This window comes from Bacillus sp. MT(2024) (genome assembly GCF_036362845.1).
Taxonomy (GTDB): domain Bacteria; phylum Bacillota; class Bacilli; order Bacillales; family Bacillaceae; genus Bacillus; species Bacillus velezensis.
Window position 1 is genome coordinate 3615301 of the sequence record NZ_CP143632.1, and the last position, 16827, is coordinate 3632127.

At 47.0% G+C, this 16827-nt stretch carries 23 protein-coding genes; 2 read left to right on the forward strand and 21 right to left on the reverse strand.

Translation table 11 applies throughout. The features are described 5' to 3' along the window. Positions 1 to 10: 10 nt before the first annotated feature. Together VP472_RS17955 and VP472_RS17960 are read right to left on the reverse strand one after the other, a co-directional pair. Entirely contained in the window at positions 11 to 751 is a 741-nt protein-coding gene (locus VP472_RS17955) for a YwmB family TATA-box binding protein (RefSeq protein WP_003151183.1), read from the reverse strand. Between the two features lie 141 nt (positions 752 to 892). Further along, on the reverse strand, positions 893 to 1123 hold the full coding sequence (locus VP472_RS17960; RefSeq protein ID WP_003151181.1) for a DUF1146 family protein: 231 nt from the start codon (positions 1121 to 1123) through the stop codon (positions 893 to 895). A 172-nt stretch (positions 1124 to 1295) separates the two neighbouring features. Between VP472_RS17960 and VP472_RS17965 the strand changes: the two genes are divergently transcribed. Next, a complete protein-coding gene (locus VP472_RS17965; RefSeq protein ID WP_003151179.1) occupies positions 1296 to 1766 on the forward strand; it encodes a hypothetical protein in 471 nt (156 codons plus the stop codon). A 44-nt stretch (positions 1767 to 1810) separates the two neighbouring features. Here the strand turns inward: VP472_RS17965 and VP472_RS17970 are convergent, their stop codons facing one another. The 18 genes from VP472_RS17970 to spoIIR all read right to left on the reverse strand — a co-directional run bounded on the left by VP472_RS17970 (position 1811) and on the right by spoIIR (position 15987). Continuing rightward, positions 1811 to 2209, reverse strand: coding sequence for a F0F1 ATP synthase subunit epsilon (locus VP472_RS17970; RefSeq protein ID WP_003151176.1), 399 nt, complete (start codon positions 2207 to 2209; stop codon positions 1811 to 1813). Positions 2210 to 2232: 23 nt separating this feature from the next. Continuing rightward, positions 2233 to 3654, reverse strand: a complete 1422-nt coding sequence (gene atpD / locus VP472_RS17975) for a F0F1 ATP synthase subunit beta (protein WP_003151173.1) — start codon at positions 3652 to 3654, stop codon at positions 2233 to 2235. 25 nt (positions 3655 to 3679) lie between these two features. Then, positions 3680 to 4543, reverse strand: coding sequence for an ATP synthase F1 subunit gamma (gene atpG / locus VP472_RS17980; protein WP_003151172.1), 864 nt, complete (start codon positions 4541 to 4543; stop codon positions 3680 to 3682). A 75-nt stretch (positions 4544 to 4618) separates the two neighbouring features. Then, on the reverse strand, positions 4619 to 6127 hold the full coding sequence (gene atpA, locus VP472_RS17985; RefSeq protein WP_003151170.1) for a F0F1 ATP synthase subunit alpha: 1509 nt from the start codon (positions 6125 to 6127) through the stop codon (positions 4619 to 4621). 16 nt (positions 6128 to 6143) lie between these two features. Next, positions 6144 to 6689, reverse strand: a complete 546-nt coding sequence (locus tag VP472_RS17990; RefSeq protein ID WP_003151169.1) for a F0F1 ATP synthase subunit delta — start codon at positions 6687 to 6689, stop codon at positions 6144 to 6146. Continuing rightward, on the reverse strand, positions 6686 to 7198 hold the full coding sequence (atpF, locus tag VP472_RS17995; protein WP_003151168.1) for a F0F1 ATP synthase subunit B: 513 nt from the start codon (positions 7196 to 7198) through the stop codon (positions 6686 to 6688). The genes VP472_RS17990 and atpF overlap by 4 nt, the downstream gene beginning before the upstream one ends. A gap of 142 nt (positions 7199 to 7340) precedes the next feature. Continuing rightward, positions 7341 to 7553: a F0F1 ATP synthase subunit C gene (atpE, locus tag VP472_RS18000; protein ID WP_003151167.1), complete on the reverse strand. Its 213-nt coding sequence runs from the start codon at positions 7551 to 7553 to the stop codon at positions 7341 to 7343. A 45-nt stretch (positions 7554 to 7598) separates the two neighbouring features. Continuing rightward, positions 7599 to 8333 (reverse strand): F0F1 ATP synthase subunit A, encoded by a 735-nt coding sequence (gene atpB, locus VP472_RS18005; protein WP_003151158.1) that lies wholly within the window; start codon positions 8331 to 8333, stop codon positions 7599 to 7601. Between the two features lie 7 nt (positions 8334 to 8340). Continuing rightward, positions 8341 to 8724, reverse strand: coding sequence for an ATP synthase subunit I (atpI, locus tag VP472_RS18010; RefSeq protein WP_003151155.1), 384 nt, complete (start codon positions 8722 to 8724; stop codon positions 8341 to 8343). Between the two features lie 419 nt (positions 8725 to 9143). Further along, positions 9144 to 9773 carry a uracil phosphoribosyltransferase gene (gene upp, locus VP472_RS18015; RefSeq protein WP_003151154.1) on the reverse strand — a complete coding sequence of 210 codons (630 nt, stop codon included), beginning with the start codon at positions 9771 to 9773 and terminating at the stop codon, positions 9144 to 9146. Between the two features lie 134 nt (positions 9774 to 9907). Next, entirely contained in the window at positions 9908 to 11155 is a 1248-nt protein-coding gene (gene glyA, locus VP472_RS18020) for a serine hydroxymethyltransferase (protein ID WP_007614376.1), read from the reverse strand. A 147-nt stretch (positions 11156 to 11302) separates the two neighbouring features. Continuing rightward, positions 11303 to 11845, reverse strand: coding sequence for a TIGR01440 family protein (locus tag VP472_RS18025; protein ID WP_070082509.1), 543 nt, complete (start codon positions 11843 to 11845; stop codon positions 11303 to 11305). Positions 11846 to 11858: 13 nt separating this feature from the next. Continuing rightward, positions 11859 to 12308: a ribose 5-phosphate isomerase B gene (gene rpiB / locus VP472_RS18030; RefSeq protein ID WP_003151149.1), complete on the reverse strand. Its 450-nt coding sequence runs from the start codon at positions 12306 to 12308 to the stop codon at positions 11859 to 11861. A 133-nt stretch (positions 12309 to 12441) separates the two neighbouring features. Then, a complete protein-coding gene (locus tag VP472_RS18035) occupies positions 12442 to 12897 on the reverse strand; it encodes a low molecular weight protein arginine phosphatase (RefSeq protein WP_003151148.1) in 456 nt (151 codons plus the stop codon). A gap of 73 nt (positions 12898 to 12970) precedes the next feature. After that, the gene (locus VP472_RS18040; RefSeq protein ID WP_039253506.1) at positions 12971 to 13528 is read right to left on the reverse strand and encodes a manganese efflux pump MntP; all 558 of its coding nucleotides are present in this window, start codon (positions 13526 to 13528) and stop codon (positions 12971 to 12973) included. Positions 13529 to 13595: 67 nt separating this feature from the next. Beyond that, a complete protein-coding gene (locus VP472_RS18045) occupies positions 13596 to 14636 on the reverse strand; it encodes an L-threonylcarbamoyladenylate synthase (protein WP_146275704.1) in 1041 nt (346 codons plus the stop codon). 156 nt (positions 14637 to 14792) lie between these two features. Then, a complete protein-coding gene (locus VP472_RS18050) occupies positions 14793 to 15236 on the reverse strand; it encodes a GNAT family N-acetyltransferase (protein ID WP_146275706.1) in 444 nt (147 codons plus the stop codon). A 70-nt stretch (positions 15237 to 15306) separates the two neighbouring features. Then, positions 15307 to 15987: a stage II sporulation protein R gene (spoIIR, locus tag VP472_RS18055; RefSeq protein ID WP_003151144.1), complete on the reverse strand. Its 681-nt coding sequence runs from the start codon at positions 15985 to 15987 to the stop codon at positions 15307 to 15309. Positions 15988 to 16146: 159 nt separating this feature from the next. Between spoIIR and VP472_RS18060 the strand changes: the two genes are divergently transcribed. Further along, positions 16147 to 16521 (forward strand): UPF0715 family protein, encoded by a 375-nt coding sequence (locus tag VP472_RS18060; protein WP_003151143.1) that lies wholly within the window; start codon positions 16147 to 16149, stop codon positions 16519 to 16521. On the opposite strand, the gene VP472_RS18065 is transcribed toward VP472_RS18060, so the two are convergent. Next, entirely contained in the window at positions 16508 to 16786 is a 279-nt protein-coding gene (locus VP472_RS18065; protein WP_069449066.1) for a DUF5316 family protein, read from the reverse strand. The genes VP472_RS18060 and VP472_RS18065 overlap by 14 nt on opposite strands. Between the last annotated feature and the right edge of the window lie 41 nt (positions 16787 to 16827).

Here is a 16827-nt window from a genome sequence, read left to right on the forward strand (position 1 = left end):
ATTCTCTATATTAATATTCAGTCGTCACGATTGGTGTGCCAACCGTAACGGTATGTTTTCCGCCCATTCCCGCACTTCTAAGCGCAACTTGCACATTCATCTTATGTTTCGATGTCATGATGTAATCTGTCCACTTATATGTAAATGCAGAAACAGAAACGAAATGAGGCTCAACTACATGTTCAACTGGACTTGCTTCAAATTCTTTCATGAGCTGTTCTGCTTTTTTTTGCAAAACAATACTCATATTATCATTTAAATGACCCTTTAGACAAGTAAAAATAAATACTTTATTTTGAAATATGTCATGTGCCTGCCGTTCAAACTGTTCATATGTATCATTCCAGTTTTCCGGTTGCTCCGGGCTCATTTGCTCATATAATAAATACGAAGTTGGGTTCTGGTTTTTGAGGGTAGTGACGAGCTGCAGTTTAAAAGTTGTGTGATTTTTTTTGTCAGAATACGTGCCGACGGCCTTTACGATTTTATCTTCCCGCGCGGATTCCCAATGATATTGCGGATACTGCGTCTTCAGTTCTTTTACCTTGTCATCAAATTCACTCAGTGACAGGTTCAGATTTTTTTTCGCATGAAGCGTCCATTCATCCACAGTGACCTGCTGCCGCTCCATTCCTTCGGCAATCTGGGCAAGCGGAGACAGCTCACTTGCATGAATGGAATGAAATACCGCTATTAAGGCGCTTAAAAAAACAAAAAACAAGATGATGCGGCCTGCTCTTTTTTTCTTCATATCGATCTCTCCCCCTTACTCCCATTTTTGCCGGAGCCGGGGAAAGCAATACATGGAAAACTTCGTCAAAACTCGCCAAGCGGGTGAAGAAAAATTGGTTTCTCACCCAGCGATTCCCTTCATTTCAACAGACGAAACATCTTAAAATAAGTATGGAAGCTGTTTCGAATAGGTAAGATAATCTAAAAAGAAGTTGGCGACTGCCGTACCGATCGCAATGGTAAGAAGAATGATCAGCAGCCTCGCCTGCACTATTTTTCCTTTTCGGATCAGCGGATCAAAGTTGACGGCCTGAAGCGCCCACCATGTCACCGCAATGCATACCAGGTGAACCAGGATGCTGATTGCGGCCTGCTGCCCCAATACATTCACAAATTCCATCTCCTTTCATTTTTTCCGCCCCTCATATCCTCTCTTATTATATAAGAAGAAGAGAGAAAGATGATCATTTTTACATCAGAATTTTTATCCAAAATTAGGGGCAATCCCCGCTTAAATGTCCGTTCTCCGGCATGATATACTTTTTTGGAAAGGAGATGGGAATATGAATCATTCCTTTTTTCATCCGGAAAAGCAGTATGGAGAAACACTTCCCGTATTTGACCACGAGTGGGAAGCGATAGCATTCTACTATGATTATAGACAGTCTCAAACAGAGGAACTGAAAGAATTATGTCAGTTTTTCAACATTTCTCTTGATTATTCACCCGGCAGCCTGCTGGCAGTGGAAGCTCTTTACTTCCGCAGCATAAAAGAGCTGCTTTTGGCGGATTGGAACCTGCCGATTGACGAATTTGAGAAAATGCTCAGTGTGTATGTCATCGATTGCGCCATCAGACATCATGACGATGCCGAATGGGTCGTCAAACCTTATCCGTATACGGACGGCGCTTATACGACGGGTGTGCGGAGAGGAAACAAAACGTGGCACACCGACAACTGCTGCGAACATTTATATCTGCAAAAAGAAGAGGATCATCCGCTTATCGGCGTCTATGAATCTCTTATGCGTTAATATAGAAAAAGAATCCTTCTCAGACAGCCGAGAAGGATTCTTTTTTAGTTTCCTGCAACATCCAATCTGTTTACAGCCCGCTGTAACGCAAGCTCAGCCCGACGAATGTCAGTATCATCTGATCGTTTGTTCAAACGGTCTTCCGCCCGCTTTTTCGCAGCAAGGGCGCGCTCTTTATCAATGCTTTCCGCTGTTTCAGCAGCTTGTGCAAGGATAGTGACCTGATCAGGACGGACTTCTAAAAATCCGCCGCTGACAGCCGCCAATTCGGTCTGCCCGTCTTTTTTAAGGCGGACAGCGCCGATTTTAAGCGGAGCCACGGTCGGAATATGGCCAGGCAGGATACCGAGATCACCGCTCTCGGCTCTTACACTCACCATTTCAATATCAGCATCATATACTGGGCCGTCGGGAGTAACGATATTGACTTTAACGGTCTTCATGCTTTTACCCTCCTAGGACCAGATTAAACTTCTACACCCATCTCTTTTGCATTCTCAATGACTTCTTCAATGCGTCCCACAAGACGGAATGCATCTTCCGGAAGATGGTCATATTTACCGGAAAGGATTTCTTTAAAGCCTCGTACCGTTTCTTTAACAGGCACGTAAGAACCCTTTTGTCCCGTAAACTGCTCAGCTACGTGGAAGTTTTGAGAAAGGAAGAACTGGATACGGCGTGCGCGGTGAACGACAAGCTTGTCTTCTTCACCTAATTCGTCCATACCAAGAATCGCGATAATATCCTGAAGTTCTTTGTAACGCTGAAGCGTTGACTGGACTTCACGCGCCACCGCATAATGCTCTTCTCCGACAATTTCCGGAGCAAGCGCGCGGGAAGTGGAAGCCAGCGGATCAACCGCAGGGTAGATACCCATTTCAGTTAATTTACGCTCAAGGTTAGTCGTTGCATCCAAGTGAGCGAACGTTGTCGCCGGCGCCGGGTCAGTGTAGTCATCGGCAGGCACGTAGATCGCCTGGATAGATGTAACTGAACCAACGTTTGTAGACGTAATACGCTCTTGAAGCTGACCCATTTCTGTCGCAAGCGTCGGCTGATAACCAACCGCAGAAGGCATACGGCCGAGAAGCGCGGAAACCTCTGAACCCGCTTGTGTGAAACGGAAAATGTTATCGATAAAGAACAGTACGTCCTGTCCTTGTTTATCACGGAAATGCTCAGCCATTGTAAGACCCGTCAGTGCTACACGCATACGTGCGCCCGGCGGCTCGTTCATTTGTCCGAAGACCATGGCTGTTTTCTTGATAACGCCTGAATCGCTCATTTCGTAGAAAAGGTCGTTCCCTTCACGAGTACGCTCTCCTACACCGGCGAATACGGAAATACCGCCGTGCTCTTGCGCGATGTTGTTGATTAATTCCTGGATTAATACGGTTTTACCTACGCCGGCGCCGCCGAACAATCCGATTTTACCGCCCTTGATGTAAGGAGCGAGCAGGTCAACAACCTTAATTCCAGTTTCAAGAATTTCAACTTCAGTTGAAAGCTCATCGAATGAAGGAGCTGATCTGTGGATCGGGTCCTTTTGAGCATCCGCAGGCAGCGGTTCATTTAAATCAATTTTATCTCCCAGTACGTTAAATACGCGTCCGAGAGTCACATCACCGACAGGAACGGAAATCGGCGCACCTGTATCAACGGCTTCCATTCCGCGCTGAATTCCGTCCGTAGATGCCATGGCAATTGTACGGACTGTATCATCGCCTAAATGAAGAGCAACCTCTAGCGTTAGGTCGATGCCTACTTCATTTTCGCCTGTAGCTGGCTGTGAAACTTTAATCGCATTATAAATCGCAGGCAAGTGGCCGTCCTCGAAACGTACGTCGACAACCGGTCCAAGCACCTGACTTACGCGTCCTTTCTTCATCGCTATCCCTCCTGACAAAATCTTTCTATTCTAAAGCGGCTGCACCGCCGACAATTTCGGTAATTTCTTGTGTAATCGCCGCTTGACGCGCGCGGTTATATGAAAGCGAAAGTGAATCAATGAGTTCTTTCGCATTATCAGTCGCATTTTTCATTGCTGTCATTCTCGCAGCGTGTTCACTTGCTTTACTGTCAAGAAGCGCGCCGTAAATTAAGCTTTCCGCATATTGAGGAAGCAGCACTTCGAGCACCTCTTCTTCATCCGGTTCGAACTCGTAAGAAGCCGTGCGCTTCCCGCCGCTCGTTCCGAAATCCGTTAAAGGCAGCACTTTTTTCTCCGTCACTTCCTGTGAAATCGCACTGACGAAATGGTTATACACCAAATGCAGTTCATCAAATGCGCCGTCGATAAACATTTGAACCGTCTGACGGGTCAAATCTTTAATCTGAGCAAAAGTGACCTCGTCGCCAAGCCCCACTAACTCAGACAAAATCGGCATCTCCCGTTTTTTGAAGAAATCGCGGCCGACTCTGCCGATTGCAATCACCGTGTATTCATCTTTAGACTGATGGCGTTCTTGAATGGTGCGGTAAGCGTTTCGCAAAACCGAACTGTTAAACGCACCCGCAAGCCCGCGGTCAGACGTAATGACGAGATACGCCGTCTTTTTCACTTCTCTTGAGACAAGCATCGGGTGTTTCGCGTTTTTCGCGCCTTTTCCGACGTTAAACACAACCTCCTGGATCTTATCCATATACGGAGCAAATGACTTCGCGTTGGTTTCCGCACGGTTCAGCTTCGCAGCGGATACCATCTGCATGGCTTTTGTAATCTGGCTTGTTTTTTTCGTTGACGTGATCCTTGACTTAATATCGCGTAATGAGGCCAAAGATTTCACCACCTTTATTCTTCATTTGCGTAAAAAGAGAGAAAAAGAGAACCTTTTTCTCTCATCTTCTAAGGGTTAGTTGCTTGGTGCAAATGTGCGTTTGAAGCCTTCGATTGCAGCTTTGAAGTCTTCATCAGCAGGAAGGTTTCCTGTTTTCGCAATGCCGTCAAGCAGATCTTTATGGTTTTGATCAAGGTACATGTAGTACTCTTCTTCAAAACGTCTGATATCCGCAACCGGAATATCATCAAGATATCCTTTTGTCAGCGCATAAAGAATGGCTACCTGTTTTTCAACCGGAAGCGGCTTATTCAAGTCTTGTTTCAGCACTTCAACTGTACGCGCACCGCGGTTCAGTTTCGCCTGAGTCGCCTGGTCAAGATCAGATCCGAATTGGGCGAATGCTTCAAGTTCACGGTATGAAGCAAGGTCAAGACGCAATGTTCCCGCTACCTTTTTCATCGCTTTGATTTGGGCTGACCCGCCGACACGGGATACGGATAATCCGGCATTGATCGCAGGACGCACGCCTGAGAAGAATAGGTCGGATTGAAGGAAAATCTGTCCGTCAGTAATGGAAATGACGTTTGTCGGAATATAAGCGGAGATATCTCCTGCTTGTGTTTCGACGAACGGCAGCGCCGTAATTGATCCTGCGCCTTTAGCGTCACTCAGCTTGGCTGCGCGCTCAAGCAGACGGGAGTGAAGATAGAATACATCCCCAGGGAATGCTTCACGGCCCGGCGGACGGCGAAGAAGCAATGACAGCTCACGGTAAGCGGCTGCTTGTTTGGATAAATCATCATATACGACGAGAACGTGCTTGCCGTTGTACATGAATTCTTCACCCATTGTCACCCCTGCATACGGTGCAAGGTAAAGAAGCGGAGCCGGCTGTGAAGCGGACGCCGTCACGACAATCGTGTAATCAAGCGCGCCATGCTTACGAAGTGTTTCCACCACGCCGCGCACTGTAGATTCTTTTTGGCCGATCGCTACGTACACACAGATCATGTCTTGATCTTTTTGGTTTAAGATTGTATCAATCGCAACAGATGTTTTACCTGTCTGACGGTCCCCGATAATCAGCTCACGCTGTCCGCGGCCGATCGGAATTAACGCGTCGATCGCTTTGATACCCGTTTGCAGCGGCTCATGTACCGATTTACGGTCCATTACGCCTGGAGCCTGGCTTTCGATCGGACGTGTTTTGCTTGTCAGAATCGGACCCAGTCCGTCTACCGGCTGTCCGAGCGGGTTGACGATACGTCCGATTAATTCTTCACCTACAGGAACTTCCATGATGCGGCCCGTTCTTTTGACCTCATCACCTTCGCGGATATCTCTGTAAGGTCCTAAGATAACGATACCTACGTTGGATTCTTCAAGGTTTTGAGCCATACCCAAAACGCCGTTTGAAAACTCAACAAGTTCACCGGCCATACAATTGTCAAGGCCGTGTACACGCGCAATACCGTCTCCGACTTGGATGACTGTACCTACGTCATGAACTTCAATTTCAGATTGGTAATTTTGAATTTGCTGCTTTATCAGCGTGCTAATCTCTTCAGCTTTGATGCTCACTTAGGTTTCACCCCTTCTATCGATTTCCTCCGGCAAGTTGACGTTCCATGCGCTCAAGCTTTCCGCTTACGCTTCCGTCATAAATCCGGTTTCCAATGCGGACTTTAATGCCGCCTATTAAATCCGTCTGCACTTCATTTCTGATTCTGAGCGAAGCGATTCCGGCTTTTTTTGCAAACACTTGAGACAATGATAACATTTCCGCTTCTGACAGCGGTTTTACTGAATAAACAACCGCGTCCTCTGTCTGACGGGCCTGATTGGCAAGTTTGATAAACTCGTCTGTGAGATCAGGCACAATCGAAGACCGGCGGCGGTCAATCAGAAGAAAAATCGTATGCAGCACAGACTCAGACAGTGCGCCGAACGATTGCTGAATCAGCTCTTTTTTCTTAGCGGCCGATACCTTCGGATGGCTTAACACTTCCTGTAATCCGGCTTCGTTCCGGAACACTTCTTTTAGTACGGTAAGCTCTTCTTCGATTTCATTGATTTGAGAAGTCTCAACGGCAATGTCGAAAAGCGCTGACGCGTATCGTTTAGAGACAGCAGATCCACTCATCGGCTTTCTCCTACCTCTTTAAGATAGTCCTGAATCAGTTGTTCCTGGGCTTGTTCATCAAGCTCTTTTTCAATCACTTTCGATGCGATTAAGACAGAAAGTGATGCGACTTGCTCGCGAAGTGCGGAAACCGCTTGTTCTTTTTCTTTGACAATTTCGGTTCTCGCCGCTTCTTTCAATCTTTCAGACTCGGCGCGTGCAGCCTGGATAATGTCTTCCTTCTGCTTTTCACCCAGTTTTTTCGCATTTTCAATGAGTGATTGTGATTCCTGTTTCGCTTCTTTTAAAAGAACGCGCTGCTCTTCAATCAGCTTCTGCGCTTCTTTATTTCTTTCTTCAGCGGACGTAATTTCGCCGGCGATATGATCTTCACGCTGTTTCATTATATTTAATAGCGGTCCCAGAGCGAATTTCTTGAGAAGCGCTAATAAAACTAACATAGCTAACAATTGGAATAGGATATCTCCGCCGTTAAACGACAGTCCTAATTCAAGAGGTAATTGAGACATCTACTACGGCAACTCCCTTCTGCAGGTTTTCTCTGCTGATAAAAAGCCGTTTCGGGACGGCCTGCTTATCAGACATAAAGCAATGGCGAAGGTTCTCTTAGAGTGATCTTCGCCATTTTTAGTTCATATAAGGCTTTTTTGCTTAGCCAAAGAACGCTAAGAACGCGATAACGACAGCGATAATCGGAAGGGCCTCAACCAATGCGATACCCATGAACATAAGAGTTCTAAGTTCTTTTCCTGCTTCCGGCTGACGGGCGATTCCCTCTACCGTACGTGAAACGATCAGACCGTTACCAATACCTGCACCAAGTGCGCCTAAACCGATTGCAATTGCAGCTGCTATTAAATTCATGAAAAAGTTCCTCCTTTAAAATGTTATCCGAATGGATATATGATTTTAATGATCATGACTGATTTTGTGTGACATGTACACCATCGTCAGCATCGTAAAGATAAATGCCTGGATGGTACCGATGAACAAGCTGAATGCCTGCCATGCAAGCATCGGAATAATGGCTCCGACTGTGCCGACCAAACCGAGAAAGAAACTGTTTGAGTAGAAATTCGTCGCCAGATTCGCAAGCAGGCCAAGAAGAATTTCCCCGGCGAAAATGTTACCGTAAAGACGAAGTCCGAGTGTCAGCGTATTCGCAAACTCCTCAATGATCTTCATCGGGAACATAAGCGGAACCGGTCTGAGGTAATCCTTAGAGTATTCCTTCAAACCTTTCATCTTCACGCCGTAATAGTGCGTTAACGACACAACCATAACGGCTAGAGTCAGAGTAATAGCCGGATCGGCCGTCGGTGATTTCCACCAAAGCTCGTGTCCGACCGTTACAGAAAACGGCAGCCCTAGCATATTTGATACAAATATGTACATCAGCAAGGTTACACCAAGCGCCAAGAAGTTAGCCCCTGTTTTTAAATCCATTGTACTGCCTATAATATTGCGGACAAAATCAACAATCCATTCCATGAAGTTCTGGGCTTTTCCCGGACGGATGGACAGCGTTCTTGTAGTAAGAATCGCAATCAGCAGCACAATCACACTTGCCACAGTAATCATCAGAATGTTTGTCAGATTAAAAGTAAGACCAAACAAATCAATAGTTCTGTAATCGTGATTCAATGGGTTTTCACCTCTCTTCCATTGATGAACGTTTGAGCTGAATAATGGAATCTATCATAATGACGGGATAAATTGTCATTAATCCAATAATCACACTTGCCACACTGACTTTATCGGGATATTTAAAGGCGACAGCCATCGCAAGTATCGCATTGCACCAACGCGCTGCGCTCCCGAGTGATCGTATGGACTTTCCTTTCGCCACGGCCTTGTCAAAAGCATTCATTCTTCTGGTCAAGAGCCACAAATTAAACAAACTGAAAACAGTTCCCAAAAAGAGGCCTAAAAAAACAGTTTTATACGCCGTAAGACCATATCCCAGCAAATAGATTGCTAAGATTACAAATACATATCTCCGTTGTCTGCTGAATGTAAGATTGGGATCGTCCATCAACTATCTGTCTCCTGATGAAAATGTAATATAATTCCTGGATACGGCAAAACATGCGGTTAACCCTTGCAGAAGGCCTTTTTTGTCCGCAAAACGGCCTGTTCGAAAAAACCACTCATCCTCCTGATGCCACGGGATGCTGTTTCATTCGCTTAGATAAATCCTCATATAACGGGTTTTTTTGGAGGATTTAAAATGAGGATGGATACTAGAAATGAAAGGAATGAAAACCTTCTCATAATACCCTCGTTTAGCATACAATAGCCCCTAACATGTGTCAATCTGTTTAAAGTTAAAAAACTTTTTATACCGGAAGCATACACAGAATGTTCACAAATTCACCTATAAATGTATGAACTCTGCTCATTCAGCAAATATCTGGATAAAAAAAGAAAACCCCCTGAATGAGGTTTTCCGATTTATTTGGTTCCGTACAGTCTGTCACCCGCGTCACCGAGGCCCGGAACGATATAGCCTTTTTCATTCAGTTTTTCATCAAGGGCGGCGATATAAATATCAACGTCAGAATGATGTTTCTGCAGCTCTTCCACGCCTTCCGGAGCCGCTACAAGACACATAAAACGAATGTTTCTCGCGCCGCGCTTTTTCAGGCTGTTGATCGCTTCCACCGCAGAGCCTCCCGTAGCAAGCATCGGATCCACGACAATAAATTCGCGTTCTTCTACATCAGAAGGAAGCTTGACATAGTATTCCACCGGTTTTAAGGTTTCCGGATCACGGTATAATCCGACATGTCCCACTTTAGCGGCCGGGATTAATTTCAGCATGCCGTCAACCATTCCGAGACCCGCTCTCAGGATCGGCACGATACCGAGTTTCTTCCCTGAAATCACTTTGGATGTCGCTGTTTGAACAGGTGTTTTCACTTCCACTTCTTTAAGAGGAAGATCACGTGTAATTTCAAACGCCATCAGTGATGCGACTTCGTCCACAAGGTCTCTGAAATCCTTTGTGCCTGTATTTTCATTCCGAATATATGTCAGCTTATGCTGGATTAAAGGATGATCAAATACGTAAACCTTTCCCATACTGTGTTCAGCTCCTTTTTTGTTGTCCGAGTGACTTTTTCACACTTCTATTGATTCTACAGAAAAAGACAAACAGTTTCAAGAAAATCATAAAAAAACCCGCCGGATTAAGGTTCCGGCGGGTTTCTTCCTTATTAATAGTCCAGTTCTTTATATAAAGGAAACTTTTCAGTCAAGGCAGATACGCGCTGTCTCGCTTCTTCAAGTTTTGCTTCGTCTTCATGATTTTTCAGCGCGAGGCCGATGATGGCGCCGACTTCTTCAAGCGCGTCACCGTCAAAGCCGCGGCTTGTCACAGCTGCCGTACCGAGACGGATTCCGCTTGTGACGAACGGTTTTTCCGGATCGTAAGGGATCGCGTTTTTATTAGATGTAATGCCGATTTCATCAAGAACGTGTTCAGCGACTTTTCCGGTCAGTCCGAGAGAACGGAGGTCGACAAGCACAAGGTGGTTATCCGTTCCGCCTGATACGAGCTGAATGCCCTCTTTGTTCAGAGACTCAGCCAGGCGCTTCGCGTTCGAGATGACGTTTTGCGCATATGTTTTGAAATCATCTTCAAGCACTTCTCCGAAAGATACGGCTTTGGCCGCGATGACATGCATAAGCGGTCCGCCTTGGATTCCCGGGAAAATGGATTTATCAATCTTTTTGCCGAACTCTTCACGGCAAAGGATCATTCCTCCGCGGGGGCCGCGAAGTGTTTTGTGAGTCGTTGTCGTTACAAAGTCAGCGTAAGGAACCGGATTCGGATGAAGACCGGCTGCGACAAGACCCGCGATATGCGCCATGTCTACCATGAAGTAAGCGCCGACTTCATCAGCGATTTCGCGGAATTTTTTAAAGTCGATCGTGCGGGGGTATGCGCTCGCTCCGGCTACGATGAGTTTCGGCTTATGCGCCAGCGCTTTTTCACGCACATCTTCATAATCTATATATTGCGTGTCTTTATCGACACCGTATTCTACAAAGTTGTATTGAACGCCGCTGAAATTAACCGGGCTTCCGTGTGTTAAGTGGCCGCCGTGGGAGAGGTTCATCCCGAGCACCGTGTCGCCGTGCTCTAAAATCGTGAAGTAAACAGCCATGTTCGCCTGAGCGCCTGAGTGCGGCTGAACGTTTACATGCTCAGCTCCGAAAATCTCTTTCGCGCGGTCGCGGGCGATGTCCTCAACGACATCAACATGCTCACAGCCGCCGTAGTAGCGTTTGCCGGGGTAGCCTTCAGCATATTTGTTTGTTAAAACAGAGCCTTGCGCTTCCATTACCGCTTCCGTCACGAAGTTTTCAGAAGCAATTAATTCGATCTTAGTCTGTTGACGCTTACGCTCATCTTTGATGGCGTTAAACACTTGTTTATCTTGTACAGGTAAATGTTTCATCAGCGAGATCCTCTCCTATCCGTTTCCTGTTCTTTATTTTTACCACCCTTATTGTACATGGTTTTTCAGGTGAATGTAACAGCTTATTTAAAAAAATCACAAAATTTAATTAGAAAACACGAACATTATACAGGAAAAGCATTTTCATCATTCGCATTCATAAACGGCGCGAATTCCGCCTATCAGCTTCGGTCTTGTCCGGGCCATCGTCACATGTGCTTCTCCAAGCTCACGGCTCGATATCCGGACAGGGACGGCAACGGGTTTCAGATGCATGCCGATGAACGTATCACCGATGTCAATCCCGGCGTCAGCCTGAATCGATTCAGCGAGCACTGGAGAACGCATCTGCCGGTATGCATAAGAGGCCATCGCTCCGCCCGCTTTCGGGACGGGGACGGCTGAAACAATGGGGAGCCTGAACCGCTCGGCCGTTTCCGCTTCAATGACAAGCGCCCTGTTTAAATGCTCGCAGCATTGAAAAGCAAGATGCACACCCGTTTTTTCCTTAAACCGGTTAAGTCCGCTGTATATCAATTCAGCCCAATCCCCGCTCCCGGCGGTGCCGATCCGGCTTCCGGCGGCTTCACTTGTACTGCACCCGATCACCAGCAGACTGCCGTCCGTCAGTCCTGCCTGCTCTTGAAACTCAGTCAGCATGTCCGTCCATTTTTGCTTCATCTCTTCCATTGTCCAGCACCTCTTACAGATTTTTTTCTTCGTAATCTGCGATTTTGCCGATCCGCCGTTCGTGGCGGCCGCCCGTAAATTCAGTCGTCAGCCAGACTTTTGCGATTTCGCGCGCCAGCCCCGGGCCGATGACGCGTTCGCCCATCGCAAGAACATTCGTGTCATTGTGTTCACGCGTCGCTTTTGCGCTGAAGGTGTCATGGGCAAGCGCACAGCGTATGCCCTTTACCTTATTTGCGGAGATGCTCATGCCGATGCCTGTGCCGCAAATTAAAATTCCCCTGTCAGCTTCGCCGTTCACCACTTTTTCCGCTACCGGAAAAGCGTAGTCTGAATAATCGACAGAGCCGGCGCCGCATTCACAGCCCATATCAATGTATTCAATCTGCAATTCATCCAAAAGACTTTTTATTTCTTCGCGGATATGGACGCCGCCGTGATCTGACGCAATAGCTACTTTCATTCATTTACCTCCTAGGTGTGGCTGGGCGAAGACAGCCCAGTGTGCTTGTCCTTTTTATTACGAAATCCGTTGATTTCATTCTACTCTTTCACATTCGTTTTGCAAATGACCTGTTTGCAGATTTTCTGACAGATTACTTGCTTTTCCCGTCAAGCAATTGATCAGCCAAAAGAGTCAGCAGCTCCTCCAGTTCGTCCCGCGTCTGTTTATAAACATCAAGCGGACCGCCGAACGGGTCAGAGATATCGCCGTTTTCCCCCGTTACGTATTCTTTAATGGTAAAGACTTTGCCCTGACTGTTTTGATATCGGCCTTCAATCAGCTGTTTATGCTGTTCGGTCATCGCCAGCACCAGATCGGCCGTCTCGATATGTTCTTCCGATAAGGGAGATGAACTGTGATTGAGGGCGATCCGTTTTTCAAACAGCGCTTCTACGGCATGAGCCGACGCTTTTCCGTGCGGAGACGCGAATACGCCGGCCGAGCTTACGCTGACATCCAGCCCTTTCGTTTCTGCTATGGATTTAAAAAGAGCCTCAGCCATGGGACTGCGGCACGTATTGCCTGTACAAACAAAGATTATTTTCATGTCCGTCACCTCTTACTGCCTATTATAAATGAAGAAAAAAGAAACGGCATCTTCGTTTCTTTTTTTACGTATCTTATATCGGTAAAAGCAGTTTCAGCCCGAATCCGATCAAAATGGCTCCGCCAAGCGCTTCGCTGTAGGAGCCGAGCCACGACTGCACCTTTCTTCCCGCCAAAAGGCCCGCCCATGTTAAAACGGTGCTGAAGACCCCGAACAGCGTAACGGCCAGAAACGGATTGGAGCCGTTCATCCCGAGACTGAGCCCGACAGAAAAGCTGTCCAGACTGACACCGACCGCAAACAGCAACAGTCCCGAGCCTGCCGGAGATATGAGCGGCCCGTCCGATTGTTTAAACGCGGCGATCATCATCTGCACCCCTAAAATGAAAAGAAGAGATCCGCCGATGTAAACGGCGAGCATCCCCAGAAAACCGGACAGCAGATGCCCGGCCGCCATTCCCGCCAGCGGCATCATGACATGAAACAGCCCGATGACAACCCCTATATGAAAAATCTGTTTTTTCTTCAGCTGAATCATCCCCATTCCGAGCCCGACGGAAAAGGCATCCGTCCCCAAAGCAAATGCCATGATGCTTAAGGAGACAAGTTCCCCGATGAATAGATTCGACATGAATAAAAACCCCCTTGGACGTGCCCGCTTGTTTAGCTTATGCATGTCCGATAAGGGGTAGAACAAGTTAATGGATAACGGTGCCGCCTGCGGCTTTCATCAGCCTGTTCATAACGGCGAGCCCCACTCCGGTATCCGGAAAGGACTCAGAAATAATCATATCCACTTCCGCTTCATCAAAGCTGCGGAGCGCATCGTATAAGGCGGACGCCACTGTTTCAAGGTCGGCGCGTCTGCCGCAGACCTTGATATAATCAGCCTGGTAACTACCGGCGTTCTCTTCTGTTGTCAAAATGCCGATTCGTTTTCCCCGGCTTTTATATGCGTCTGCCAGTTCTTGAATTCTCCGGGCGCCGCCGTCGGCAATAGCCATCGGCGCAGAAGGCGCGTAATGTGTATATTTCATACCGGGAGAAATAGGAACCTCATCTTCTTCGGTCAGCCCTTTATCCACAAGAACCGGACCGGCGGCGGATTCAATCTGCTCTTTTGTCACGCCTCCCGGACGAAGCAGCACGGGCTGTTTCCCCGTACAGGACAGAACGGTTGATTCCACTCCGATTCCCGTCGCGCCGCCGTCCACAATACCGGCAATACGGCCGTTTAAATCATGAGCTACATGCTCGGCCTTTGTCGGGCTCGGTTTTCCTGATAAATTGGCGCTCGGCGCGGCGATCGGCAGTCCGGCCGAGCTGATGAGGGCTAATGCTGCCGGATGATCAGGCATTCTGACCGCTACCGTCTCAAGTCCCGCGGTGACACGGGGTGACAGCGCACCGGGCTTACACGGCAGGACAAGGGTCAGCGCCCCCGGCCAGAATAGCTCCATAAGCTTTTTCGCCGTCTCAGGAATATGGCTGATAAAACGATCAAGCTGGCTGATATGGGATATATGCACAATCAGCGGGTTATCGCTCGGCCTTCCTTTCGCCTCATATATTTTCGTTACGGCTTCCGTATTTTCAGCGTTAGCGCCCAGTCCGTAAACGGTTTCTGTCGGAAAAGCCACAACCTCATTCTGCCGGAGCAATTCCGCGGCTTGTGTAATCTGGGGATCGGTTGTGGATAATTCTGCGGAACAATCCACAAACCATCTTCTTGTTTTCATGTATAACCAAACTCCTTATTTTAAAGCGGTAAAACTTTATTTTCTCTCGTGTATTCCTTTTGAAAGTATAAAAGATGTCCTTTAATAAAACAAGTGTTATCCACAAACTGTGGACAACACTTTTTAATAAGTGGATAACCTTGTGTATAAGTTAGATCAGGCAGAGGTTTTCATCATTAAAAACGAACCTTCTGTGCATAACGAGTTGCGGAAATGTTCGGACGTATACAGTTCATCAGGCGCATCGGCGCACGCTTCAAATCCCATCACATTCAGAAACTCAGCAGATGAGGGCTGATTGGCGACTAAGTAGACATCTTGAATCTCATGTTTTTTGCACAGCACATCCATACTTTGAAACAGCGTAACGATATGGCTTTGATTCAGCCTGTCCGACATGACGAGTGAACGGAGAAGCCCTTTTCCGCCGCTGAATTTTTCGATCCCGAGACAGGCGGCAATCTTTTTTTCGCTGTCTTCCAGCACGATAAACCGGCTGATCTGCTGATCGATTTCCGCATGTGCCGTATCAGACTTTTTCAAAAAGGCCTCCAGCGCCTCCGTATCTTGATCTCTTGCCACTCTCAGCTGATAAAACATATATTTCCCTCCGTTTCGATCAACGCTTTCTTCCAATCTATGAATCGAATCCGGATTTATGCCTTTTGCTTCAGGAAAATAGATCTGAAATCCAATCGACGAGGAAAAACTTCACTTCGGTATCATCGTCATCTTTATTTTCTTTCTTCGCTTTATCAGCCTTTGCTTTTACGTCATCCAGCACTTTTTCTGTCTGTTTCTGCGTTTCTTCCTGCTTCTGTCCGCCGTCTTCCTGATCTTTCACCGCTTCGCCGTTTGAGAAATCAAGGAAGCACAGCGGCGGAAACAAGACGCACCACCAGTTGGCGCCCTCGCCATTGCCGAGTGTAATTAAAATGGCTTCATATTTTCCGGCCGGATAGACCATATTGCCGTACAGCTTTGTCGGAAACGAAATTTTATTGAATTGAACTGAAACGGATTGATGCGCACCCTTTTCTTTCATCGTTTGTTTGGCGATTTCTTTAATTTCAGGAAGCTTCGAACGAATGAGCCGCCGCGCTTCTTCAATGGAAGTGATATCTTTCACCCAGTCCGTGATTTGCTTGTTTACAGCATCTCTGATCTGGCGCTTGAGCTTTTGATCCTCATCGTTATCACTGTTGGCCAAAATCCTGAGCCGGATCGCTTCATCCGGTATGACGACGGGCTCATCGGCTGATGCCCGCGCCGTTTCTTCTTTTGTCAAACCCGCAAGCGCTCCTGATAATAAAAGAAAAATATATATGCAGATCATCATTGTCTGTTTCATCGGTCCCCACCGTTCCTCTCCGTGCTTTTTTATCTAGTCCCATTATGGACATGACGGAAAAGGTTTAAACCGGCGGGAAGAAAAAAATCTAGCAAGCTGATAATCTGCATTGACAGATTCAAAATATGGTACGATATTATTTTGATAGGAGGTTTTCAGATGAAATATAATTACACCGTGCTGCTGTCGGCGGCATGTATGTCTGTCATTTATTCTATTTTGTATGTTCATCAATTCATTATCGCGGCTTTCATTTCGATGGCGTTTTATTTTTTGTTTCCTTATTTGATTTTTGCGCTGCCGCTTCAATACTTTCTGAATAAAAAGCCGAAGAGATTTCATCCGCTGTATTTTCTTTATTATTTGGGGGTGTCGTTCATTGCAAACGGGATCATCTTCGGTCTTTTGCAGCCGTCAGGCCAATCTCTGTTTTCTAATTCAGCCTTTTATATCTTTGCGGTTTTAACAGCCGTCGTCTATTGGGTATGGGATTCCGTATTGCTGCAAAGACAAAATCCGGCTACAGAAGCGTAATCAGCAGACAGCCGGCTGAAGGGAGAGCGGCGCAAAAGAAAACGGCGGCCATCTTTAAACGGGCGTGCCGTCCTTCTTCTGTTTCAGAATGATAATTGGCCCGCTGCTCCGCTCCGCTTACGGCCAGCCCGGAAACGATGACCGCTGCGACGATAAGAACAGCCGTAACGGCGCCGAAAATGATGTCAAAGCCAAACGGCAGGACAAATCCAGCCGCATAAGCTGCGGCGGCGAGTATACATCCGAAGGCGAACGCTTTTTTCAAGGCGGATGCCCCTTTCATTTTCTTTCCATTGTAACAAAAGC